Source organism: Flagellimonas zhangzhouensis (assembly GCF_900102925.1).
Lineage (GTDB): Bacteria > Bacteroidota > Bacteroidia > Flavobacteriales > Flavobacteriaceae > Flagellimonas > Flagellimonas zhangzhouensis.
Window position 1 is genome coordinate 1,036,403 of sequence record NZ_FNKI01000001.1, and the last position, 23,747, is coordinate 1,060,149.

General features: G+C 40.4%; 19 protein-coding genes. 10 read left to right on the plus strand and 9 right to left on the minus strand.

Features of this window, described 5'->3' with window-relative positions:
- Positions 1-43 precede the first annotated feature (43 nt).
- Genes BLQ18_RS04525 through BLQ18_RS04550 form a run of 6 tightly spaced genes read right to left on the minus strand, consistent with a single transcriptional unit; the run spans position 44 to position 3,734 of the window.
- On the minus strand, positions 44-1,243 hold the full coding sequence (locus BLQ18_RS04525) for a glutamate-5-semialdehyde dehydrogenase (RefSeq protein WP_090293670.1): 1,200 nt from the start codon (positions 1,241-1,243) through the stop codon (positions 44-46).
- Positions 1,244-1,253: 10 nt separating this feature from the next.
- Positions 1,254-2,024 (minus strand): glutamate 5-kinase, encoded by a 771-nt coding sequence (gene proB, locus BLQ18_RS04530; protein ID WP_090293124.1) that lies wholly within the window; start codon positions 2,022-2,024, stop codon positions 1,254-1,256.
- Positions 2,025-2,027: 3 nt separating this feature from the next.
- Positions 2,028-2,834 carry a pyrroline-5-carboxylate reductase gene (gene proC, locus BLQ18_RS04535; RefSeq protein WP_090293127.1) on the minus strand — a complete coding sequence of 269 codons (807 nt, stop codon included), beginning with the start codon at positions 2,832-2,834 and terminating at the stop codon, positions 2,028-2,030.
- Between the two features lie 29 nt (positions 2,835-2,863).
- Entirely contained in the window at positions 2,864-3,055 is a 192-nt protein-coding gene (locus tag BLQ18_RS04540) for a hypothetical protein (RefSeq protein ID WP_090293130.1), read from the minus strand.
- A 29-nt stretch (positions 3,056-3,084) separates the two neighbouring features.
- Positions 3,085-3,282, minus strand: a complete 198-nt coding sequence (rpsU, locus tag BLQ18_RS04545; RefSeq protein ID WP_090293132.1) for a 30S ribosomal protein S21 — start codon at positions 3,280-3,282, stop codon at positions 3,085-3,087.
- Positions 3,283-3,290: 8 nt separating this feature from the next.
- The gene (locus BLQ18_RS04550) at positions 3,291-3,734 is read right to left on the minus strand and encodes a GNAT family N-acetyltransferase (protein ID WP_090293134.1); all 444 of its coding nucleotides are present in this window, start codon (positions 3,732-3,734) and stop codon (positions 3,291-3,293) included.
- Between the two features lie 472 nt (positions 3,735-4,206).
- Here BLQ18_RS04550 and BLQ18_RS04555 point away from each other — a divergent pair, with 472 nt between their 5' ends.
- Entirely contained in the window at positions 4,207-5,865 is a 1,659-nt protein-coding gene (locus tag BLQ18_RS04555) for a S41 family peptidase (RefSeq protein WP_090293137.1), read from the plus strand.
- Here BLQ18_RS04555 and BLQ18_RS04560 read toward each other — a convergent pair.
- On the minus strand, positions 5,862-6,704 hold the full coding sequence (locus tag BLQ18_RS04560) for an AraC family transcriptional regulator (protein ID WP_090293139.1): 843 nt from the start codon (positions 6,702-6,704) through the stop codon (positions 5,862-5,864). The genes BLQ18_RS04555 and BLQ18_RS04560 overlap by 4 nt on opposite strands.
- Positions 6,705-6,834: 130 nt before the next feature.
- Between BLQ18_RS04560 and BLQ18_RS04565 the strand changes: the two genes are divergently transcribed.
- The 9 genes from BLQ18_RS04565 (at position 6,835) to BLQ18_RS04605 (ending at position 21,431) form a co-directional block, all read left to right on the plus strand.
- On the plus strand, positions 6,835-7,758 hold the full coding sequence (locus BLQ18_RS04565) for a dihydrodipicolinate synthase family protein (protein ID WP_090293140.1): 924 nt from the start codon (positions 6,835-6,837) through the stop codon (positions 7,756-7,758).
- Positions 7,755-9,278 (plus strand): aldehyde dehydrogenase (NADP(+)), encoded by a 1,524-nt coding sequence (locus tag BLQ18_RS04570; protein ID WP_090293142.1) that lies wholly within the window; start codon positions 7,755-7,757, stop codon positions 9,276-9,278. The genes BLQ18_RS04565 and BLQ18_RS04570 overlap by 4 nt, the downstream gene beginning before the upstream one ends.
- 18 nt (positions 9,279-9,296) lie before the next feature.
- Positions 9,297-10,304, plus strand: coding sequence for a 4-hydroxyproline epimerase (locus BLQ18_RS04575; RefSeq protein ID WP_090293144.1), 1,008 nt, complete (start codon positions 9,297-9,299; stop codon positions 10,302-10,304).
- A 52-nt stretch (positions 10,305-10,356) separates the two neighbouring features.
- A complete protein-coding gene (locus BLQ18_RS04580; RefSeq protein WP_090293147.1) occupies positions 10,357-13,392 on the plus strand; it encodes a beta-L-arabinofuranosidase domain-containing protein in 3,036 nt (1,011 codons plus the stop codon).
- A 53-nt stretch (positions 13,393-13,445) separates the two neighbouring features.
- Complete coding sequence (locus tag BLQ18_RS04585) at positions 13,446-15,152, plus strand: DUF885 family protein (RefSeq protein WP_090293149.1); 1,707 nt, start codon at positions 13,446-13,448, stop codon at positions 15,150-15,152.
- A gap of 39 nt (positions 15,153-15,191) precedes the next feature.
- Positions 15,192-17,891 carry a DUF5695 domain-containing protein gene (locus tag BLQ18_RS04590; RefSeq protein WP_090293151.1) on the plus strand — a complete coding sequence of 900 codons (2,700 nt, stop codon included), beginning with the start codon at positions 15,192-15,194 and terminating at the stop codon, positions 17,889-17,891.
- Positions 17,892-17,969: 78 nt separating this feature from the next.
- Positions 17,970-19,064: a sensor histidine kinase gene (locus BLQ18_RS04595; RefSeq protein WP_090293154.1), complete on the plus strand. Its 1,095-nt coding sequence runs from the start codon at positions 17,970-17,972 to the stop codon at positions 19,062-19,064.
- Between the two features lie 2 nt (positions 19,065-19,066).
- On the plus strand, positions 19,067-20,389 hold the full coding sequence (locus tag BLQ18_RS04600; protein ID WP_090293157.1) for a sigma-54-dependent transcriptional regulator: 1,323 nt from the start codon (positions 19,067-19,069) through the stop codon (positions 20,387-20,389).
- Between the two features lie 184 nt (positions 20,390-20,573).
- Positions 20,574-21,431, plus strand: coding sequence for a GreA/GreB family elongation factor (locus BLQ18_RS04605; protein WP_175443714.1), 858 nt, complete (start codon positions 20,574-20,576; stop codon positions 21,429-21,431).
- Between the two features lie 364 nt (positions 21,432-21,795).
- On the opposite strand, the gene BLQ18_RS04610 is transcribed toward BLQ18_RS04605, so the two are convergent.
- Positions 21,796-22,653 carry a nucleotidyl transferase AbiEii/AbiGii toxin family protein gene (locus BLQ18_RS04610; protein ID WP_090293162.1) on the minus strand — a complete coding sequence of 286 codons (858 nt, stop codon included), beginning with the start codon at positions 22,651-22,653 and terminating at the stop codon, positions 21,796-21,798.
- On the minus strand, positions 22,650-23,288 hold the full coding sequence (locus BLQ18_RS04615; RefSeq protein ID WP_090293165.1) for a type IV toxin-antitoxin system AbiEi family antitoxin domain-containing protein: 639 nt from the start codon (positions 23,286-23,288) through the stop codon (positions 22,650-22,652). The genes BLQ18_RS04610 and BLQ18_RS04615 overlap by 4 nt, the downstream gene beginning before the upstream one ends.
- Positions 23,289-23,747: the final 459 nt, after the last annotated feature.

Consider the following 23,747-nt stretch of genomic DNA (forward strand, 5'->3'; position numbering starts at 1 on the left):
GGAGACCGTTTGGCCTCCTTTTAAGTTGTATGTTGATAGGGATTTATACCCTGATCTGTCCGTCGCCAAATACATAGTATTTGTTGGTGACCAATTGTTTAAGTCCCAATGGACCTCTGTGGTGCAATTTATCGGTACTAATGGCCAATTCTGCCCCAACGCCCATTTGTCCACCGTCGGTAAAACGGGTCGATGCATTTTGGTATACGGCCGCACAATCCACATTTTCCATAAAGGTTTGGGCCACGCTGTTGTTCTCTGTCATGATGGAGGCTGAATGTCCACCAGAATTTTTATTGATTTTGATGATGGCCTCATCCAGATTGTCCACGGCACCGATTACACATTTCATAGCCAAAAATTCTTCTTGCCAAACTGAATCATCGGTAATGGTTTCCTCATCGGTAAGCACATTTTTCACCTTCTCATCCACTAAAATGGATACTCCTTTTTCGGACAAAAGGTTTTTAAGTTCTACCAATTTTGCTTCATAACCCTCAATTTGAGTATCGAGCAAAACTTTGTCCAAAGCATTACAGGCAGATATCTTGTGGGTCTTCGCATTTACGATCACCTCCAAACTCTTTTTCCAATCGGCCTCTTTGTGCACATATAGGAAATTGTTTCCTCTACCACTCACCAATACAGCACATTTTGCATGCTCTTTAACAAAAGCGATCAAACGTTCACCACCTCTTGGTACGATCAAGTCCAGATCTTGATCTGGATTTTTCAAAAATTCTTGGGTCTGGGTTCTGTCCATTTCCAAAAACTGGATAAAATCTTCCGAAAGTCCATTTTGTTCCAAGGCTTGGTGCCAAAACTTTACCAAAGCTTTGTTACTGTGATAAGCTTCTTTACCTCCTTTGAGTAAAATTTTGTTGTTGGCCTTAAAGGCAAGTACGGCAGCTTCGACCGTAACATCGGGTCGGGATTCGTAAATGATCATAATGGTTCCGAAAGGAGCCGTTTTGTTGATGATCTTTAACCCGTTGTCCAGATTTCGGGTTGATATTTCTTTGCTTACAGGGTCTTCCTGTAATCGAACTTCTTTTACGGCCTGAATCATCTGATCTACCTTTTTATCGTTCACGATCAAGCGATCGTACAATGCTTGGTCATCTCGATTAAAGGCATCAAGATCTTTTTGATTGGCCTGGAGCAGCTCCTCCCGATTTGTATCGAGAATGTGCTCCATATCTTTTAATACTTGGTTTTTTATTTCTGTCTTTAGTAATTTCATTTCTGTCATTTTAAAGGGAAACTTCGGTTCCCACTTTCTTTCCTTCTACAATATCTATGATTACGTTTTCTTTTTTTCCATTTACAATGTAAGATGGAATGTTGTTGGCGGCTGCCTTTTGGGCATAGTTCAATTTAGAACCCATTCCTCCTCGGCCTTCGCCTTCTTCTTTGTTTCCTTCTTCAATGTACTTGTCCAAATCTTCCCTTGGCTCCACTTTTTCAATAACCTTTGAATCAGCTTTGTCAGGGTGTCCATCGTATAAACCGTCGATATCGGTCATTAAGATCAATTTGTCCGCATTCATCAACTCGGCCAAAAGGGTGGCCAATTCGTCATTGTCTGAAAACATGGACATGGATACGGATACAGCATCATCCTCGTTGGCAATCGGAATTACTCCTTCGGATAACAAGCCTTCCAAACAATTGATCATGTTGTCGCGGTGTACTCCAGGATTAAAATCCCTTTTCGTAGGAAGTACCTGGGCGCATTTCATACCATAATCATTAAAAATGTTATAGTAATGGCGCATCATTCTTGGTTGACCAATGGATGAATACACCTGTCTGCGTTGGGTCTTGTCCTTAATTTTAGATTTTCCCAATACTTCTTTACCTGCAATTACCGATCCCGAAGAGACCAAAATGGTCATAATATCACGCTCGTACAATTCGGCAATTTGTTGCACCAAACCGTTGAGCACGGGTCGTACTATTCTGTTGTCTTTGTTGGTCATCACATTGGTTCCTACCTTGATGACCACGAGTTCTTTATACATGATTTAGTATTCTTCGCCTAGTTCTACGGCTCTGTTAAAAGCAGCAAATGCCGCTTCTTTTATTAATTCGTTTACGTTGTTGTCTTCCATCGAGTCCAAAGCTGCTCGGGTAGTTCCGCCCTTGGAGGCCACTCTTTCCATCCAAGTGTCGGGGGTAAGATTGTTCTGGTTGAAGAGCTCCACGGCACCCGTAAAGGTTTGGCTCACCAAAACTTTGGATACGTTCTCGGAAAAGCCCATTTGTAGGGCAGCCTCCATCATACTCTGCATAAAATAGAACACATAAGCTGGTCCACTACCAGAAATACCCGTAGAGGCATCAATGTATTTTTCATTTTTAACGCGGAGTGATTTTCCAGTGGTGTCCAGCAGTCCTTCCACCATAAAAAGTTCCAAACGGGAAACTTCGTCGGAAGACACATAACTGGTCAATCCCTTGCCAACCTGTGCGGGCAAATTGGGCATGGCTCTAACCACTTTCTGAATGCCAAGTGATTCTTGGATATAGTTGATGGTGACCCCTGCCATTATGGAAATGAACAATTGCTCTGGGTTCACCAATTTTTTCATGCGTTGGAAGAGATCTTCTGCGTGATAGGGTTTCACGGCCAAAAAGATAATGTCGGCTTGCGGTACGCAATCTTCCAATTTATCCATGGCATCGAAATGGGCGAGTTTGCCCACTTCTTCCAATTTTTCTTTTGATTTGTCCAAAACCATGATATTGCGCTTTTTCAGCAATTTGGATTTAGACATTCCTGTGGCATAGGTAAGTCCCATGTTACCTGCACCAATAACTAGTACTTTCATTTTAAAATTTTAAAGGGTGATCAATTATTTCAAACAAACAAATTACAATCTGCGCAATCCTTTACCTCTCCGTAGTAGGTCTCACGGTACTTGTGCAACGTACGGAAAGGGAGGCCCAGAATGTACTGCTTTATGTAGGTTACCTGGGTAGTCAGTTCCCCCATGGTAACACTGTAGCGTTTTTCATATTTGGTTTCCCTTTTAATTTTTGAAAGTTTCATTTTGTTGTTGATAATAGAGTTTTTGATTATTAAATATTGTCCTGATCGTTCAGGAACTGTTCTTTGTATTGTGCTTTTTTAAGTGTTTTTCTTTTTGCCACGGATTTTTTGGTAAACTCCTGCCTATCCCTGATTTGGTCCAAACGTTTGGTATTTCTGTACTTTCGTTTGTAACGCTTCAGGGCGCGTTCGATACTTTCTCCTGGTTTTACTTCAATTTTTAGCATATAATGGTTTATCTGTTCAATCTCATTTCGGTGTGGGTTACGTTGAACCCGTAGGCTTCAAAAAATTGCTTGTTGGGGCATTGGTTTTCGCTGGTAATATGAATAGCAACATCCCCTTTACAATATTGAAGCGTGTACTCCAGTAATTTTTGTTCGATACCTTGGTCACGATAGTTGCGATGTACCACAAAAAAGACCAAAAAGTTTTCAGGGATATAGTCCCCCATTCCTGTTTTGTTCACCACGGCAAGGCCGAGAATATCATCTTTGTCCTCCATAGAAAAAACGTAGCCCCCCAATCCAGGAATTTCCTTGGTTGAATATTGAATGGCCTTTCGAATGGCTTGTTTGGTCGCTTTTTTTCCCTCTTGATGTTCAAAAAGAAAATTGGCGAACCGATTGGCTTCTAGGGTTGAAAGTCGTGTATAGGCATCGTAGGTTTTGATGACCATGCTTTTGTCTTGGACGATAATAATTGTTGTGTTTAGATTATGGGTAAAAACAGTGGGATGGAAAAATCACGGAATAGAAAATCCCTAATTTCCCATGGGTAACAATTCCCTCTTCAAGGGAAATTGATTAAAAGGTAGGCGGAATGAACTTATCTGGCTGGTTACGGAATACCAGATAGTTAAAACTTAGGATTCGACAATTTTTTCTCTCGTGGAGTTTGATTTTCATCGCAGTACAAAGGTAAGGCAAGTAATCCGTAAATCCCAATTATACTGGGTTTTATGTTTTTTGTAACGTTTTTGAATGATTTTTGAAATATGATGGACTTTTTGCTATTTGGTTCAGTATCAAATATTAAAGCTTACTTAAAATTGGCTTTATTTGCGTTAAATCTTCTTAAATATGGGTTGGGAATATATCAGTCTGAAAGAATGAGGGTTATATTGAAATCCAAACGCTAATCAAATTATCATGGTGAACAAAATTGTCTTCCTGTTCGGGTTGTTATTGACGCAATCCGTATGTCTTGCACATGCCCCACAACTCAATGAAACACAAAAACTTGCTTCTACTGCAAAAATCTGGGGATTTTTAAAATACTACCATCCACAAGTTGCCAAGGGTAAATTCAATTGGGATGAACAACTGCTGGAAGTGCTTCCGAAAGTGGAACAGGCCCAAAACAAAGAAGATCTTTCCAAAATCTATTTGGATTGGATAGAAGACTTGGGAGAAATTCCCATTTGTAAAAAATGCGCAAAGAACTCAGATCAAGACTATTTTGATAAAAATTTTGACCTCTCCTGGTTTGATGACGGCGAAGTTTTTACCCCAGAATTAAGCGATAAACTAAAGTTTATTGAGCAAAACCGATTTCAAGGAAAAAACCATTACGTGTATTCCCAATATAAACAAGTGGGCAACATTACCTTAAAAAATGAACCCGAATACAAGGATTTGGATTGGACTAACCCAAATATGAGGTTGTTGATTGCTTTTAAATATTGGAACATTGTGGAATATTTTTTCCCTTACAAATACCAAACCGACCAACCTTGGGATGAAGTGTTGCTTACTACCATTCCTCAATTGCAATCCTCCTCCACCGAAAAGGAGTTTCATGAAGCGATACAGAAATTGGTAGTGAGGATTGATGACTCTCATGGTTGGTTTAGAGCACCTACAGACCCAAAAACGTATTTTTGGCCCGCATTTAAAACTGAAATTTTTAACGATAAATTGGTTGTCAGTGGCTTCTATAAGGATTCCTTAAAATTTAATTGTCCATTAAAAAAAGGAGATGTCATTTTAGCATTTGACGAAATACCAGTTCAAGAACTTATGGAAGATAACAAATCATTGGTTTGGGGATCCAATGAGGCAGCGAAGAATCGTACTTTAAAATATAGATTTGTAAGATCAACAAAAAAGTCGTCACGTAAAGTCAAAGTTCTAAGAGGTAATCAAATTAAAGAAGCAAAGGTTGAATATTTTGACGTGGACGCATTAAGGTCAAAACCTAATGACTTAAGAAGTTGGGAAATTATTCATGATAGTATTGGTTATGTAAACATGGGTAAGTTGGAAAGGAAAGATGTTAAAGATATGATGGAAAACTTTAAAGACACTAAGGCCATCATTTTTGATATTAGAAACTACCCAAAAGGTACCATGTACTATATTGCTCATTATTTAGTTCCAGAGCGAAGGGATTTTTTCAAGGTAACGTATCCTGATCTCGATTATCCAGGGAAGTTCAAATGGCGTGATGGTATGCAGTGTGGAAGTTTTAAAAACAAGGAAAATTATTCAGGGAAAGTTGTGCTTTTAGTGAATGAAATTACCCAAAGCCATGCGGAGTTTACTACTATGGCCTTGCAAACAGCCGACAATGTGGTAACCGTTGGGAGTCAAACTGCAGGTGCCGATGGCAATGTGTCCCGCTTGGAATTGGGAGGGGGCATTAAAACTTCCATTTCTGGGATTGGCATTTTTTATCCCGATGGTACCGAGACCCAACGCAAAGGGGTAAAAGTGGATGTTGAGGTACGCCCGACCATCCAAGGATTAAAAGAGGGAAGGGACGAGGTGCTCGAAAAAGCCTTGGAATTGGTGAATAAGGATAGCTAAAACATACTGCGAAACTGTGTTGGAGAGCAGCCTTTCAACGCCTTGAATTTTCTATTGAAATTGGCAATGTTATTAAAGCCACATTGGTCGGAAACTGCCGAAATCGCCAGTTCAGGCTGACTTAAAATAAGCTTGCAGGCATTTTCAATCCGAATTTCGATTAGGAACTGGAAAAAGGTTTTGTTGGTACGTCTTTTAAAATATCGGCAAAAAGCATTCTTGCTCATATTGGCGACTTGTGCAATTTCATCCAGTTCTATGGGTTCGTTGAATTTTTCCATGGCGTGTTTAAAAACATCGTTCATGCGTTTACCCTCATCGTCCGAAAATGTTTTTCGGTACACAAAGGAAGACAAAGGTTGGGTCTCCGCTTTCAAGATTTCACTGATCACCAATAACAAGGTGGCAATTTGCTCTACCTTGTTCTGTGATTTCAACTTTTGAAAAGCATCAATAATTACATCTTTGTTCGAGACCACCCGAATACCCAATTCCGATTTTTTAAAGAACTCTTTGGTCGAAGCAAGATCGGTGATGCCAAAAAAATCCTTTCCAAAAGAATTGATGTCAAAAAATAAGGTATGCATAATGGATTTGGAAGAAGCCGAGGCATCACTCTTAAAAGCATGGGGCACAAACCCACCGATCACCAATACATCCCCCTCTTGGTAATCAGAGATTGAATCAGCCACGACCAACGATCCAGAACCCTTGGCAATGTAACTGATCTGTATTTCCTCATGTTGGTGCAAATGGTCATAAAATATTCGTTCATGGTCTATTTGGTAGACCAAGGCCTCATCACTGGGTTTCGGAATTTTAAACGGAAGTACTTTCATTGATTATACAAATATCATCACAAAAACAATCAAATTCAATTTTTGGGGTAATATAGTATCAATATGAGCTAATAAAAGGCGGCATTTCTGGGGTTTCGTCCCCTATTTTTGTAGTAAAATAGATAACATCATGATTACATGGGAAGGGGTTATGCCAGCCGTAACCACAAAATTTACAAGTGAGGACGAACTGGACTTGGTCATGTTCGAAAAGAACATCAAAGCGCAATTGGACGCTGGGGTTAACGGTATTATTTTAGGTGGTACCTTGGGTGAGGCCAGTACGTTGACCAAAAAGGAAAAAGAAATTTTGATCAAAACCTCTTTGGATATTGTGGAGGGAAAAGTTCCTGTCATCATCAATATAGCCGAGCAGAGCACCAAAGAAGCCATCGAAGTGGCCCAAAACGCCGAAAAGGTGGGTGCCAAAGGTTTGATGGTGCTTCCTCCGATGCGATACAAGGCAACAGATTATGAAACTGTGACCTATTTTAAGGCCATTGCCAATAGCGTTTCCTTACCCATTATGATTTATAACAACCCAGTGGATTATAAAATCGAAGTCACCCTGGATATGATGGAAGAACTTTTGGAGTGTGAAAACATTCAGGCCATCAAAGAATCTACAAGGGATATCACCAATGTGATTCGTTTCCAAAACCGTTTTGGAGACCGTTTAAAAGTCTTCACTGGAGTGGATACCCTCGGAATGGAAAGTTTGGTGGTCGGTGCCGATGGATGGGTAGCAGGACTTGTTTGTGCTTATCCTGCCGAGACCGTTGCCATCTACGAATTGGTAAAAGCGGGGAGAATCCAAGAAGCCCTCGAAATTTATAAGTGGTTTATTCCATTGTTAGAGTTGGACATTAACCCACAATTGGTACAGAACATTAAATTGGCTGAGGTAGCTACGGGAATTGGAACAGAGCATGTAAGAGCACCTCGTTTGCCATTGCAAGGAGCAGAACGCGAACGGGTATTGGGTGTGATTGACAACGCCATGAAAAACAGACCCGTTCTTCCAGATTATAAAAATTTAACAAGTTTAGCATGATTACAGGTAAAAACTGTATAGCAGGAGAGTTTAGTGCAAAGGGGAATGTGGAGTTCAAGACCACCAATCCCAAATTGAATATTCAAAACGAAACCACTTTTGTGGAGGCCTCATCTGAAGAAATCGAATTGGCGGTGACTTCGGCATGGGATGCCTTTAAAGTGTTTCGAAAATTACCAGGAGACAAAAGAGCCGAGTTTTTGAATGCCATTGCCGATGAAATTTTGGCTTTGGATCAAGAATTGTTGGATACCTATTGTATGGAATCAGGTTTGCCCGAAGGTAGAGCCATTGGTGAGCGCGGAAGAACCATGAACCAGTTGCGGTCGTTTGCAACTTTGGTGGCCAACGAAGATTGGAGAGAAAACACCTTTGATGCGGCCGAACCCGATAGAAAACAAATGCCAAAAGACGATTTGCGGAAAACCATGATTCCTTTGGGACCAATTGCCGTTTTTGGGGCCAGTAATTTCCCATTGGCCTACTCAACTGCAGGAGGGGATACCGCAAGTGCTTTGGCTGCTGGATGTCCTGTGGTGGTAAAATCGCACCCCATGCATGCTGGAACTTCAGAGTTGATCGCTTCGGCCATTGTAAAAGCTGCTGAAAAAACGGGAATGCCAAAAGGGGTGTTCTCAAGCATCAATGGAGGAATTCAGGCAGGGGTGGATTTAGTAAGCCACCCAAAAATAAAAGCCGTTGGTTTTACAGGAAGTATTACAGGTGGACGTGCGTTATTCGATTTAGCGGCCAAAAGACCAGAGCCAATTCCTGTTTTTGCTGAAATGGGAAGTATCAACCCTGTCATCATCACACCGAATGCGATTGCAAAACGCGGAAATGATATCGCAAAGACCTATGCAGGTTCCATTACCTTGGGAACAGGACAATTCTGTACCAATCCAGGGTTGTTGTTGACTATAAAAGATGAAAATACCGAGGCATTCATAAATGAATTGGCCAAGGAAACCATCGCTTTGGATGCTCAATGTATGCTGCACCCGAATATCAAATCTGGCTATGTGAGCAAAGGCGAAAGTGTTACTTCACAAGATGGAGTAGCCATTGTTGGCCAATTGAAAGGTGATTTAGATCCGAATTATGCCGCTTCTGCAGTAGCCACTGTTTCTGGAACTGAATTTTTGAAAAACACCAAATTGCACCAAGAAGTTTTTGGACCTTTTTCATTGGTGGTTCAATGTAAGGATGAAGCGGAATTACTTCAAGTGATTGAAGAATTAGAGGGTCAGTTGACAGGTACTTTGATAGCAGAAGACAATGATGATTTGGACATTGCAGAGATTGTTGATGCGCTTCAAAATAGAGTGGGACGAATTATTTATAATGGTGTGCCAACAGGCGTTGAGGTTTGTCCATCCATGCAACATGGCGGACCCTATCCCGCTTCGACCGATTCGAGGTTTACAGCGGTGGGAATCCATGCCATAAAAAGATGGGTACGACCTGTGAGTTATCAATCGTTCCCATTGGAATTGTTGCCAGAACATTTAAGAAAATAGTCAAGTAAAGAAACGCGAGTGGCCAGAAAAACATTTTTTTGTGTTGATGCACATACCTGTGGCAATCCAGTACGAGTGGTTGCAGGTGGAGGTCCAAATCTTTTGGGAGCCAATATGAGTGAGAAACGCCAGCATTTCCTTAAGGAATATGACTGGATAAGAAAAGGATTGATGTTTGAACCTCGAGGGCACGATATGATGAGTGGGAGTATTTTGCTTTCTCCCCATGACCCAGAAAATGACTTTGCCATTCTTTTTATTGAAACCTCGGGATGTTTGCCCATGTGCGGTCATGGCACCATTGGAACCATCACCGTAGCCATTGAGGAGGGATTGATTACGCCAAAAACGCCTGGTAAAATCAAGATGGAAGCCCCTGCAGGATTGGTGGAAATAGAATACCAGCAAACGGGAAAAAAGGTGGATTGGGTGCGATTGGTGAATGTAAAATCATACTTGGCTGCCGAAAACTTGACCATAGAATGCCCAGGTTTGGGAGAATTGACTTTTGATGTGGCCTATGGTGGAAATTATTACGCCATTGTTGACCCTCAAAAGAATTTTTCTGGTTTGCAAGATTTCACTGCGGGACAAATTATTCTGTTTTCGCAGGTAGTGCGCAAGGCCATCAACGAGAAATATCCCGATATGTTCATCCATCCAGAAAATCCGACCATTCGCGATGTGAGCCATATGATGTGGACGGGGGAACCATTGGATGCAACATCATCAGGTAGAAATGCAGTTTTTTATGGCGACAAGGCCATAGACCGCTCCCCTTGCGGCACGGGAACTTCGGCTCGAATGGCCCAGTTGTACAGTAAAGGCAAATTAAAAGTGGGAGAGTCATACATTCATGAAAGTTTTATCGGCAGCAAATTTGTGGGTAAGGTCGAGGGCGAAACCAACTTAGGAGATACATTGGCCATTGTACCCAGCATTCAAGGGTGGGCGCAAGTAACAGGATACAATAATATCATTATAGATGATGATGATCCATATGCCCACGGATTTCAAGTACTTTAATTGAAAAAAAGAAAGTGCGGGATGATGTGGTCAAATGAGAAATTAAAAATACATGAAACCAACTAAATTAATCATAGGCACTATTTTGAGTTGCTTTTCATTTTGTTTATCCTTTGTACATGCCCAAGAGGGTAACCAGATATTGGATGGCATTGGCGAAACAGGAATGATTTCCCGCTACATTTTGGATAGGGATGCTAAGGATTGGTCACGGAATACGTTGCATGCCAGAATTTATGGCTCCAACATAAAATTTGATAAAAGTGAGCCTTTTGAAAAGGTACTTACCTTATCTGCAGAGAACCAAAACTATGTTGCCATTCCAGGGGAAGCAGTTGAGGGAGAAGAATCTTTGAGTATTTCAGCTTGGGTCAATTTGAAATCAACCGAAAAGAATCAAGTGCTTTTTGATTTTGGAAAAGATGGCAGAAACCATTTTTATGTAGAGGCATCAGGGCAATTTCATTTGATAAAAGATGGAAATGAAATCTACAAAACTTCTAATTCAAATAAGTCAATTCCAAAAGATGAATGGGCACATCTAGCCCTAGTTTTTGATGCGCCATCAAAGTCAATATTTGCCTATCTCAATGGAAAACAAATCGAGAAAATTGAACAAGTTGAGGTAGAACTTGACGATTTGTTTACCCATGAGAACAAATTATATGTGGGGCGGTCAATTCCTACTAGTGATTCTTATTTGAATGCAAGCATTCATGATTTCAGATTGTATAGAATCCCTTTAAGCGAATCCCAAATTGAAGTGATTCGTGACAATGCTTTGAAAGGGAATACTTCGGTTACGAAACGAGAAAAACCAAGGGACGACTTACCACAATTTGATCCAAACAAGCCTCAATTGTACAATCAATATTTGGTTGGGGTATCCGATGTTGCCGTGGAAACTACGGTAGGTGTCTTGCCAAGATTGCCAAGATATGTGCTAGGTGATTACAAAAATGGAATTGATGGTCCAAAAGTTAGAGTGCAATGGCCAGCACCAACCAATAACGACAATGTTGCACAAGTAGGGACATATGAGGTCATTGGAAAAGTATCGGGAACCGATTTTAAACCTAAGGCAAAGGTTGTGGTAAAAGGTGCTCAGGCATCTGTAACACCCAGCCGCACTTTAGAAGTTTTTCCATTGAGTCAAGTGTTCTTAAATATGGACGCCCATGGATATCAAACCAAATTCATAGAAAATCGGGATAAGTTCATCAACACCTTGGCGAACACCAATCCAGATTCGTTTTTGTACATGTTCCGTAATGCTTTTGGACAGGAACAACCTGAAGGAGCAATTCCATTAGGGGTTTGGGACAGCCAAGAGACCAAATTGAGAGGTCATGCCACAGGACATTACTTGACCGCTTTGGCTCAGGCCTACGCGAGCACAGGATATGATAAAAATCTACAATCCAATTTTCAGCAAAAGATGGATTATATGGTGGAGGTGCTCCATCAACTTTCTAGATTGTCTGGGCGTCCAACTAAAGAGGGAGGTGAATCAATTGCCGACCCCACTGCAGTTCCCCCAGGCCCGGGCAAATCTACTTTCGATTCCGATTTGAGCGAAAATAGCATTCGAACTGATTATTGGAATTGGGGTAAAGGTTTTATCAGTGCTTACCCTCCTGACCAATTTATTATGTTGGAAAATGGAGCTACATATGGCACTCAACCCACTCAAATTTGGGCGCCCTATTATACTTTGCATAAACTATTGGCAGGTCTGATGGATATTTATGAGATCACTGGAAATCAAAAAGCATTGGAAATTGCCGAAGGGATGGGAAATTGGGTTTATGCCCGATTGAGTTTGTTGCCGACGGAAACCCTGATTCAAATGTGGAATACTTATATCGCAGGAGAATTTGGTGGAATGAACGAGGCCATGGCTAGACTGAATCGAATCACTGGCGAACCCAACTTTTTAAAAGTAGCGCAGTTGTTCGATAACATTAAAATGTTTTTTGGCGATGCTGAACATTCCCACGGACTGGCCAGTAATGTGGATACGTTTAGGGGGCTTCATGCCAATCAACATATCCCACAAATATTGGGTTCCCTTGAAATTTATCGCGATTCCAATGCACCTGAATATTACCAGATTGCGGATAATTTTTGGTATAAAGCCCGAAACGATTATATGTATAGCATCGGAGGAGTAGCAGGAGCTCGAAATCCCACCAATGCTGAATGTTTTGTAGCGCAACCTGGAACTTTGTATGAAAATGGTCTATCATCAGGCGGTCAAAATGAAACCTGTGCGACCTATAATATGCTCAAGTTGACCAAAAACCTGTTCCTTTTTGATCAGCGAACCGAGTTTATGGACTATTACGAGCGAGGATTGTACAACCATATTTTAGCTTCGGTAGCAGCCGATAGCCCAGCCAATACCTATCACGTGCCTTTGCGACCTGGTTCCATAAAACGATTTGGAAATGCTGATATGACTGGTTTCACTTGTTGCAATGGAACCGCATTGGAAAGTAGCACCAAGCTTCAGAATTCCATTTATTTTAAAAGTTTGGACAACAATGAGCTTTATGTGAACCTCTTTGTTCCATCAACATTGGAATGGAAAGAAAAAGGAATTATGGTCGATCAAAGAACCGCATTCCCAAAAGAAGACCATACCCAATTAGTGATTAGTGGAAAGGGTAAATTCGATTTGAAAGTTCGTGTTCCTGAATGGGCGACCAAAGGGGTGCTTGTGAAAGTCAATGGAAAAGAGGAGAAAATTGAAACTTCAGCAGGTAGCTATCTTTCCCTGAACCGAAAATGGAAAAATGGAGATGTAGTGGATATCAAAATGCCATTCCAATTTCATTTAGATCCCATCATGGATCAACAAAACATTGCCAGTCTTTTTTATGGGCCTATCTTGTTGGTGGCCCAAGAAACAGAAGCAAGAACGGATTGGCGTAAAATTTCATTGGATGCAAATGATTTAGGGAAAACCATTCAAGGAGACCCATCAACATATGAATTTACCATTGATGGCATCACATTCAAACCATTTTATGAAACTTATGGGAGGCATTCCGTGTATTTGGATGTGAGCCTTATATCACAATAACCATCAAACCAAACCAACCGCTACCTTTAGGTAGTTCAGATAAACCAAAAATTATGAAACACACAGGTCTTAAAAAAATCGGATTTCTATTTACGGTCCTATTCGGGATAATGTCATCGGCGCAAAACAGCGAAATGGCCGATATGGTCACCGAATTCGAAGCTGATAATTGGGCGTTGCGACGCACTTATATTGTTGATGAATCCGAAGAATATTACCAACGTTACACCAAACACTATTCTGATTGGAATGACAAATTGGATAAGGTGGATTTCAATGCCATGTCCCAGCAAGGAAAGGTCGATTATGTGCTGTTGAAGAATTTGGTAAACAAGCGAGCGTATCTTTTGGGATTGGATTACGATGAATTTAAAGAGGTGGATAAAGTTGGTGATTTCGGGAAAGACATCTTTAGGTTCATGCAAGAAAGACGCAGAGGAAAAAGACCTGATGCGAAGCTTTTATCACAGCAATTTCAAGATGCTTCGGATAAAATTGATGCCGAAATCGAAGCTTGGAAAGCCAAACCATTTAAAGATTGGCAAACTGCAGATAAGGCATCCGATGTGATTTCTTCGTTCCAAAAGGGATTGAAAGAATCCTATGAATTTTATTACGGATACGATCCTGAGTTTACGTGGTGGGTAGAAAAACCGTATGAAAAGCTCAACGAAAAGTTGACCGCCTACGCTGAATTTTTAAAAGAGAATTATTCTGAGGGAAGTGTGAAAGATGATGGAAGTGGTATTATCGGAAAGCCTATCGGTGAAGCCGCACTAAAAGAAAGTTTGGCCTTGGAATTTATTCCGTACACTCCAGCACAATTGATCAAAACCGCAGAAGAGCAATTTGCTTGGTGCAAGAGTGAAATGATAAAAGCTTCCCGAGAATTGGGATATGGTGACGATTGGAAAAAAGCTTTGGAACACGTAAAAAATACCTACGTTCCTGCTGGTGATCAACCCCAAGCCATTTTTGATTTGTACCAGCACTCCGTTGATTTTATCGAAGAAAGGGATTTAATCACATTGCCCGAATTGGCCAAAGAAACTTGGGGCATGAAAATGATGAGTGCAGAACGCCAGAAGGTAAGTCCGTTCTTTTTGGGTGGGCCAGATATCATTATTTCCTATCCGACTTTGGAAATGAATCACAACGACAAGTTAATGAGTATGCGCGGGAACAATCCTAATTTCTCGTTCCCAACCGTGCAGCACGAGTTATTGCCTGGTCACAACCTGCAACATTTTATGACCAGCAGACATAAAAGCTACAGAAGACCTTTTTACAATCCATTTTGGACAGAGGGTTGGTCGCTGTATTGGGAAATCATCTTGTGGAACAAAGAATTCCCTCAAACACCTGAGCAAAAGTTGGGGATGTTGTTCTGGAGAATCCACCGTTGTGCCCGTATCATTTTCTCCCTAAAATTCCATTTGGGTGAAATGACCCCTCAAGAATGTATCGACCTATTGGTGGATGAGGTAGGTCACGAATATGCTAACGCAGAGGCTGAGGTACGTCGTTCGTTCACCACCAGCTACCCTCCCTTGTACCAATTGGCCTATATGATGGGTGGATTGCAATTTTATGCACTTCGCAAGGAAATGTTGGACAAAGGGTGGACCGAAAAGGAATTCCATGATCGAGTTATGGTTGAGGGCAGAATGCCTGTAGAGATTTTGCGTAGTTTGTTGCAAGAACTTCCCCTGAACAAGAACTACAAAACCCAATGGAAGTTCGCCACGGATTTTAAATAGTCCAATTCATTATAAATATAAAACCAAACTAGCAGAATAATGAAGCATGTGAAGTATTGGATGGTCGCGGTAGTTTGTTTTTTGGCTACGCCAACCCTAAAAGCACAACAAACCTATTGGAGTAGGGTAGAGCAAAGGGAATCGACCTTGGGTGTGGCTGATGTGTATCTGAAATTCAATACACCAGATTTTCAACTAAAGTTGGTCAAAGCTTCACAAACGGTTGCCGCACTTAGACCCAATAACGAACCTTATTTTGATTTTACCCCTGGAGAACGATTGGAAATTAGGGATAAGGATAGTCTTTATCATTTGGGGGATATCAACCTTAGAATTAAAGATGCAAATGGAGTTTGGAAAAATTATTCCACTGCCACTTCACGAGCCAAGGTTCAAGCTTTGGAAACGAGCGGGAATGTATTGGCTGCAGCTGATTTAGCGAACACCTTGCCCAGTGATACTCCAGTTTCAGTAAAGCGCTTTTACGAATTGGACAACAATCAATTGGTGATGCGCTTCGAAATTACCAATAAACAAGATGTTCCAGTTGAAATTGGTGCTTTGGGGGTTCCCATGATTTTTAACAATATTCTCGAGGGTAAATCTTTGGTGGAAACTCATGCCCAGAACGTGTTCTTTGATCCCTATATTGGAATGGACGCGGGTTATCTGGAAGTGAAACGATTGAGTGGAAAAGGCCCAGCACTTTTGGTACTTCCAAAAGAAAATATGGCTTTTGAAGCCTACAGACCCTTGTTGGATGACCCAACGCCCAAGAGTATTGTTTTTGAAGGCTTTCATGAATGGATGGTCCACAGCAAGGCATATGCAGAAAATGAATGGAAAGGTGTGGAGCAGTGGAATACCCCTACATCGTTAGTACTTCAACCAGGAGAATCAAAAAACTTCGCTTTAAAATTTGTGCTTTCCGAGGGCATCAAGAATATTCAAGAAACCTTGGTTAAGGAAGAACATCCGCTAGCCGTTGGTGTGCCTGGTTATGTTCTCCCGAAAGATGTGAAGGGTCAATTGTTTATCGATTATGCAAGTGAAATTGCTTCAATAAAAATTGAACCCAAAGGCGCTTTGGAAATCAAAGAAGCGAGAACTACTTCTTCGGGAAAGAAAAAATACTTGGTTCAAGGTGAAAAATGGGGTAGGGCTAAACTTACCATTACCTATGAAAACGGGGTTGAACAAACCATAAACTATAAAGTCATCAAGCCAGAAGCGGAGTTGGTCAAAGATTTTGGTCATTTTTTGACCACGGAACAATGGTTCGATGACCCCAACGACCCTTTTGGTCGAAACCCATCCGCCATTAGCTACGATTATGAGAAAAAAGAAAAAGTAGTGCAAGATGGTCGGGTCTGGATCAGTGGATTGAGTGACGAAGGAGGAGCTGGAAGCTGGTTGGCAGCAGTCATGAAACAATTTGTCCAGCCAGACAAGGAAGAAATCCAAAAAATACAGGGCTTTGTTGGCGAAACACTTTGGGGTGGCATTCAAAACAATGAGGGTCCCGAAAAGTACGGAGTTAAAAAGAGCTTGTTTTACTATGAACCCGACTCTTTGCCCAAAGGTACCTATAGCGATACTATAAATTACAATACTTGGGCGGCATGGGACCATAAACATGCCAATGATTTGGGAAGATCTTATAATTATCCACACGTAGCAGCTGCCTATTGGGTGCTCTATCGTTTGTCTCGCTACCATGAAGGATTGGTAGATAATAGATCTTGGGATTGGTATCTGGAAAATGCCTATCAAACTAGTGTAGCCATGGTGGAGCATGCACCTTATTATGCCCAATTCGGTCAGATGGAAGGTTCTGTGTTCCTTTTTATTTTGGAAGATTTAAAGAATGAGGGGCTAACAGAAATGGCTAATGATTTGGAGGAACAAATGAAGCAAAGAGCCATTCATTGGAGAGCTTTGGACTATCCTTTTGGGAGTGAAATGCCATGGGATTCCACGGGACAGGAAGAAGTGTATATGTGGTCTAGTTATTTTGGCTACGATTATAAGGCCAATGTGACCCTTAGCGCGATTTTAGCCTATATGCCCACCATTTCCCATTGGGCGTACAATGGAAACGCCAGAAGATATTGGGATTTTCTATACGGGGGCAAAGCAGGCAAGACTTCTCGTGTCGAACGTCAAATTCACCATTATGGATCATCATTAAATGCTATTCCTGTGTTGACCCATTACCGCAAAAATCCAGATGACTTGTATTTGTTAAAAGTGGGATACGGAGGACTTTTGGGTGGAATTTCCAATATAACCCAAGATGGTTTCGGTCCTGCTGCATTCCATTCCTATCCCTCTACGCTTAAAATAGATGGAATTTCTGGGGATTATGGTTCTGGGTTTTATGGGTATGCTGTCAATTCCTCTTCCTATTTGGTAAAAGATGAGGATTTGGGTTGGTTGGCCTTTGGAGGGAATTTATCTCAAAGAGGAGATGAGGTAGTAATGGAGATTACGACTGCTACCAAATCCCGAGTTTTTATAGCTCCAAAAAAACTATGGCTTACGCTGGATGCTGGTTCATTCAATAAGGTAATCTATAATGAAAAAACTGGCGAAGTGACCCTCACTTTGGAAAGTAGTACGGAGCACACCCCTTTCGCCTATTTACGTGTACGAGAGGGCGTTGAACTTCCTTTCAAAAAAGTTAGGGGTGCCTACCAAATTAAATTGGGTAATAAAGAAACCGTAATCAAACTATAATTACATCTCATTTCACTACGTCTATTTTATTTAAAGGGAAAACCGTAATTTAAACGCTGAACCTTTAATGAAATTGACTTGCACACTGCTGAACAAAAATTAAAAGAACGCATCAAGGAGCTTACCTGTTTGTATGAGGTGACTTCTTTGATTGTGCATTGCGATTATGATGATGTGGAAACGGCGCTGAAAGGCATTGTGCAATGCCTTGAAATTGCTTGGCAGTTTGATCAGGAAACCTTTGTGAGTCTACAAGTGGGTTCCTACGATATACAAACCGAAGAAAAAGGTAAGGAATACGTTTTTATGGAATCGCCCATTACCATTTTCAATAAAAAGGAAGGCCGAATCAAGGTAGGCTACCCATCGCCAAAGTACAAATTGGAAGATTTTTTGGAGGAGGAACAACAACTGCTCGATAATGTGTGTTTGGAGGTAGGGAATTTGTTAGAGCGAAAGGAAATCAAGGATAACGAGGCCAATATTCGTAGACAGGTAGAACAAACGGATCGTTTGCGGATTTTAGGGGAAATCACTGCTGGAATAGCTCATGAGCTCAATACACCCCTTGCCAATATTTTAGGTTTTACCGAATTGCTGAAAGAACGGGTTGAGGATGATCTTCAGGCTTCAAAGGATTTGGATAAAATTATCACCAATACCATTTTTTCTAGGGAAGTAGTAAAGAAACTCATGTTCTTCGCCTGCGAAATTCCTCAGGAGAAAGAACTATTGGATATTGTTCCTGTGCTTGAAAATGCCATTGCGCTCATGCGCACCACCTTGGCTAAAGAAGATATCACTTGTTCATTTACCACATCTGCGGAAGAAATATTTCTTCGAATTGATAAAGTGCAATTGACCCAAGTGGTCTTCAATTTAGTGGTAAATGCCATTTATTTTTCTCCTCCAAAAAGCACTATTTCAGTGGATGTAAAGGATGAAGAAAGTAAGGTAGTCATCACAATTTCGGATCAGGGCAGTGGGATTTCAGAAGAGCAGGACGAGCATATTTTTGAGCCATTTTTCACTACAAAACCCATTGGTGAGGGGTCAGGTTTGGGGTTAAGTGTGGTGCATGGAATTATTCAGAGTCATCAAGGTAAAATTACCCATAGGTCCAATACACCAACAGGTACTATCTTTACCATGGAATTTCCAAAAAGCACTTAACATTGCTAAAAAAGGAGAACATATTATTGGTCGATGACGACATCCAGATTCTGGAGCTGCTGCAACGGCATTTGGAATCTATGGACTTCCATACGTTTAAGGCTGTTTCAGTTAAAGAAGCATTGTATATCCTAAAGGATACTCCTGTGGATTTGTTGATCACGGATGTGAATATGCCCGAGATCAATGGGATAGAATTGGTAAAATACACGGCAGAACATTTCCCCGATATGCCCAAATTGGTGGTGACAGGTTTTCCCTCAGCAGAAGATGCATTCAGTGTATTCAAGTCTGGAGTCACGGACTATTTAACCAAACCCTTTACCAAAAAGGAACTGGCCGAAGCGGTAAAAAAATCGTTGGTCAGTGTAAAGCCAAAAAAGGAAAAACCCATAGCTCAATCTGCAAATACCTCAAATGGTTATGCCGATATGATTGGGGAGTCAGAAGCTTTTCAAAAGGTCACTGAGATTATTGATCGGGTAAAAGACAATAGGGCGACCATTTTGGTTCGTGGTGAGAGTGGAACAGGAAAAGAACTCGTGGCCCGAGCCATTCATTATTCTGGAAAGTTTGCCCGTAGCCCATTTGTCGCGGTTAACTGCGCAGCTATTCCTGAAAATTTATTGGAAGCCGAACTTTTCGGATATACTAAAGGTGCTTTTACGGGGGCTAATGAAACTAGAAACGGTTTTTTTCAGGCAGCTAATAACGGAACTATTTTTTTGGATGAAATAGGGGATGCGCCATTGCCTGTTCAAACTCGATTGCTGAGGGTTCTGCAAGAAAAGGAAGTGACCAAGATCGGTTCTCAAAAAGCAGAAAAGTTAGAGGTTCGTGTGATTGCTGCCACTAATATTGACTTGGAAGAACTCATTGAAAAAAAGATGTTTCGGGAAGACCTGTATTATCGATTGAGTGTAGTGAGTGTAAAAGTTCCTCCCTTACGAGATAGAAAGGATGACATTCCGTTGTTGGTCAATCGATTTTTATTCAAATATGGTGTGGAATACAAGGACCATATTGTGCAAATAGAACCGCAAGCACTTGAAATCTTGCAACGATATTCATGGCCAGGCAATATTCGGGAATTGGAAAATGTGATTCAGAGAGCGGTTATCATGTGTGACCGAAAAATCACTTTAAAGGAATTGCCTGAAGAACTTAAATATAAAATCGACTTTCCTAAAAAAGGATATCAATCCCTTAAAGATTTTGAAAGGGAGTATATCCAAAAAGTATTGGTTCATACCAAAGGCAACAAAACCAAAGCTGCCGAAATTCTTCAAATAGACCGAAAAACACTTCGCGAAAAATTAAAGTAACCTACTGGGGAAATACATCCCAACTGGGTAAAAACTCCCCGATTCTATTTTTCTATCATCTGATTCAATAATATTTTAAATAGCTGTATTACAAATACATAAGGTTATTTTGACGATTCCATGCCCTTAAATGGCACACCCTTTGCCTTTTACGTATCGAGTTAAAAATATACTTGGTGTCCTAATGAAATATGGAAGTTTAATAGTGGAGAAGAAAGAATATTTGGTGATCAAGCGGATCCTAAACTTTCATAAGCACTACGAAGATGTAGCCCACAAGAATGCATTGGCGCAATTAAGTAATAAAATGGAACAAGCGATAATTGTAGGTGATGATGAAATGCCAAAGGATGTAGTGAGGTTATACTCTGAAGTAAGGGTGTCGACAATTAATGACGCGGTGCAACACTATCAATTGGTGATGCCGATGGAAGAAAACTTAAAAGACGGAAGTCTGTCTGTAGTGAGTACACTGGGAGCTAAACTTATAGGATTGGCTTCAGGTGATGAAATAAAAAATGAAACGAATTCAGATTCCTTTAAAATATTGGAACAAACCGTAAGTTCTGTTTATGAAGACAGATTGGTTGCCCAGGAATACATCTACCAGCTCAATAATCTGTTCCACGATAAAGAAATGCAATTCAGTAATGCAAGCTTACAGCAGAAAAAAGATGTGGTTACGGATAACATCAACCAAATTTTCAATGATTTTGCTGATACTGAACTTACTGCAAAGGAGCTGGTTTATTTTACAGAGCTACGAAATAACTTTGATCAATTACAACAATTGGAAAGTCAAATGGCGGATGAATCTGGTTTTATATCGCAACGGAACAAGGTTTTGGAGGCAATCAACTCCAACTTGGATGAACTTGCCGAGGTTCAATTGACCGAAGCTCAACAATTGACCCATAGAAGTCAGAAATCCCTTAAGGTGAGCAAGCTGCTCTCCAGCCTTGAAATTGGTTTTTTAACCGTTATTGGCATCTTATTTTTATTCATCGTTTTTTATCCCAACAAAAGGCCAAATTGGTACTGAGACTTGAACAATGTTCCATTAATCATTACTACAAACAAAAAAAGCTCCGAGAAATCGGAGCTTTTTGCGGTCTGGACGGGACTCGAACTTTTTGACAAAATAGCCCATTTTTCAGGGCTTCCTGGAGGGTCATTATTGAGAGGCACCGAATTGCTCACCTTTTAACAAATTTTAACCTTTCTAACATAAAAAATGATGGATTTTGCTCTGAAATAGGGTTTTGGTTTCAATATGGATTGAATTATCTGTTTTGTATTGTATATATGTACATATGAAATCTTTTTTTGGAACTAATTTTTTTGATTCTTTTTAAGCCATTAAAGTGCCCTTTTAATTTTTACAATTCCTCTAAATATTTTGTATATCAGGTATTCCCAAATTTGATTTTCTCTATTAAATCATTGAAATATTCAGGGCTCCAAATACTTAAAACATCATCATTTTTAATAAACCTTACAACATCTTCTTTGATACTTTTAAATGAAACGGATTCGATTTTTTTATGGAGCAATTCCATGACATCTTCAGGTGAAATGCTGTCTTCTTTCCAGTCACCCGTATCTTTGGCCCTTGCCAAAAAGTGATTTGTGTCCAATTCAATACCCTTTTTAATGTACCATTCCAGATCATACCAGTCCCTTCCCTTTACCCTATCTTTCCACTTTCTGAAAAGTAGGGCGTGGACTTTTCCTGCAAATAGGCTTGGTGGGGTAAAACATTTCACATAAAAGGAAAATGGACGAAGTAGCAGTTTTTCTTCGGTGTTGAAATTTAGAGGGGGCATTCGGTCCACTTCTATTTTAATTTTCAGGGTCTTGTTTGAACGGACCCCGGTTTCTTTGATGATGTCCTCCAATACAATTTCTTGCCATATGGTTTCAGCTTTCAGGAAAGCGGAGTCGATCGAGGACTTTTCAGCTTTTTGTTTTTCCTTTATGCTGACATTGAGCCCCAATGATTTGAATTCATCCACAATGGCTTTGAAATAGGGCTCAATGGAAAAATTGGGGTCAGGTTGTAGTAGGGAGAAATCCAAATCCTCTGAAAATCGATCAAGGCCATAAAAGATGCGCAGTGCGGTACCCCCATAAAAAGCAGCCTTCTCGTAAAAATCGGTTCTTGAAAGACCTGCGAGGGTAATTTCCTGCATGATTTCACGCAATGCGGACAGTATCTCTTCTTCATTTTTTGGGTCATATTCAGCAATCCATTCTTTGATCATAATGCAATTAGGGTTTGGATGAGGATTTTTAAACTATTTTTTTTTGGTGCATTTTCTATCCAAGTTTCCATGGTCTTTGTATCCAATGTACGCAGTACTTCGATGTCCATTCGGAAATCTTCCAATAACAATGCCCTGGTTTGACCGATACTTCTAAGATTGATACCTGCTGTCAGGGCAATTTTGTCGCATATGGCTTTCTCGGGAGAAGCAATGATGATTGTTTGTTTACTGGAGTATGCCACATTTTTTAGGCCATATGAATAATAAGGAGTTTTTAAGTGCCGGTAACTGAACCGCCCAACAGGGGTTTTATAGGTTTTGGAAGTTTTTAGGGTCACGGAACTTATTTCATAGGAGCGCTCCGGAATCATGTTCCAATAGGACAGAGCGGATTCCAGTGATACATAACTTGGCCCCCTGAGATGATTGGCGATCAAGAAAGGCTCGGGGGACGGCAGGTCTATTTTTGGGCCTATGACATAAAGGCCTCTCCGAATGGAGATAAGCTCCTGGTTTTTGATCAATTCACTGATTTTATCGTTCGGACTTTGGTACTCATGTAGTAGTGCCAGAATCAGGTGCCTTGATATTGGGCCTTCGGCATATTCCTTTACTAATGCTCTAAAATCCATATTGATATATTTTCACACGATAATCGGATTATTTCCGATTAAAGTATTTAAATGTAACAATTTAATGCGAAAAAACAAGCATATAATCGGATAATATCCGATTATATGCTTAAATTATTACAATGGCTTAAAGCGAAGTCCTTGGTTTTGATATTTCCTCTTTCGTGCGAAACATAAGGGATTCACAAAAAGCAATTCTATACTTTTTTGAGAATTGTATAACCTTTCCGTACAAGGAGCCGATTTGTGGTAGTGTTGAAGAAGAAAAATATTTCGTTAAAAACAATACGGAACTATTCAATTTAATTGTTGTTAATAAGGTCTCAATTTTTAAAGTCAATCACCTAGACAAAGTAAAATTATGATCCAGAAATATGAATTTACCTCTAAAATACATTTAAAGGTTCCAGGAAATAATGCCTAAAACATAAAACCGAAGCTATTTATTCAAAACGCCAA

Bases quoted from the DNA above. Each gene is read 5' to 3' on its own strand.
- BLQ18_RS04525 (WP_090293670.1), bottom strand. From the start codon at position 1,243: ATGAAATTACTAAAGACAGAAATAAAAAACCAAGTATTAAAAGATATG.
- proB (WP_090293124.1), bottom strand. From the start codon at position 2,024: ATGTATAAAGAACTCGTGGTCATCAAGGTAGGAACCAATGTGATGACC.
- proC (WP_090293127.1), bottom strand. From the start codon at position 2,834: ATGAAAGTACTAGTTATTGGTGCAGGTAACATGGGACTTACCTATGCC.
- BLQ18_RS04540 (WP_090293130.1), bottom strand. From the start codon at position 3,055: ATGAAACTTTCAAAAATTAAAAGGGAAACCAAATATGAAAAACGCTAC.
- rpsU (WP_090293132.1), bottom strand. From the start codon at position 3,282: ATGCTAAAAATTGAAGTAAAACCAGGAGAAAGTATCGAACGCGCCCTG.
- BLQ18_RS04550 (WP_090293134.1), bottom strand. From the start codon at position 3,734: ATGGTCATCAAAACCTACGATGCCTATACACGACTTTCAACCCTAGAA.
- BLQ18_RS04555 (WP_090293137.1), top strand. From the start codon at position 4,207: ATGGTGAACAAAATTGTCTTCCTGTTCGGGTTGTTATTGACGCAATCC.
- BLQ18_RS04560 (WP_090293139.1), bottom strand. From the start codon at position 6,704: ATGAAAGTACTTCCGTTTAAAATTCCGAAACCCAGTGATGAGGCCTTG.
- BLQ18_RS04565 (WP_090293140.1), top strand. From the start codon at position 6,835: ATGATTACATGGGAAGGGGTTATGCCAGCCGTAACCACAAAATTTACA.
- BLQ18_RS04570 (WP_090293142.1), top strand. From the start codon at position 7,755: ATGATTACAGGTAAAAACTGTATAGCAGGAGAGTTTAGTGCAAAGGGG.
- BLQ18_RS04580 (WP_090293147.1), top strand. From the start codon at position 10,357: ATGAAACCAACTAAATTAATCATAGGCACTATTTTGAGTTGCTTTTCA.
- BLQ18_RS04585 (WP_090293149.1), top strand. From the start codon at position 13,446: ATGAAACACACAGGTCTTAAAAAAATCGGATTTCTATTTACGGTCCTA.
- BLQ18_RS04590 (WP_090293151.1), top strand. From the start codon at position 15,192: ATGAAGCATGTGAAGTATTGGATGGTCGCGGTAGTTTGTTTTTTGGCT.
- BLQ18_RS04605 (WP_175443714.1), top strand. From the start codon at position 20,574: ATGAAATATGGAAGTTTAATAGTGGAGAAGAAAGAATATTTGGTGATC.
- BLQ18_RS04610 (WP_090293162.1), bottom strand. From the start codon at position 22,653: ATGATCAAAGAATGGATTGCTGAATATGACCCAAAAAATGAAGAAGAG.
- BLQ18_RS04615 (WP_090293165.1), bottom strand. From the start codon at position 23,288: ATGGATTTTAGAGCATTAGTAAAGGAATATGCCGAAGGCCCAATATCA.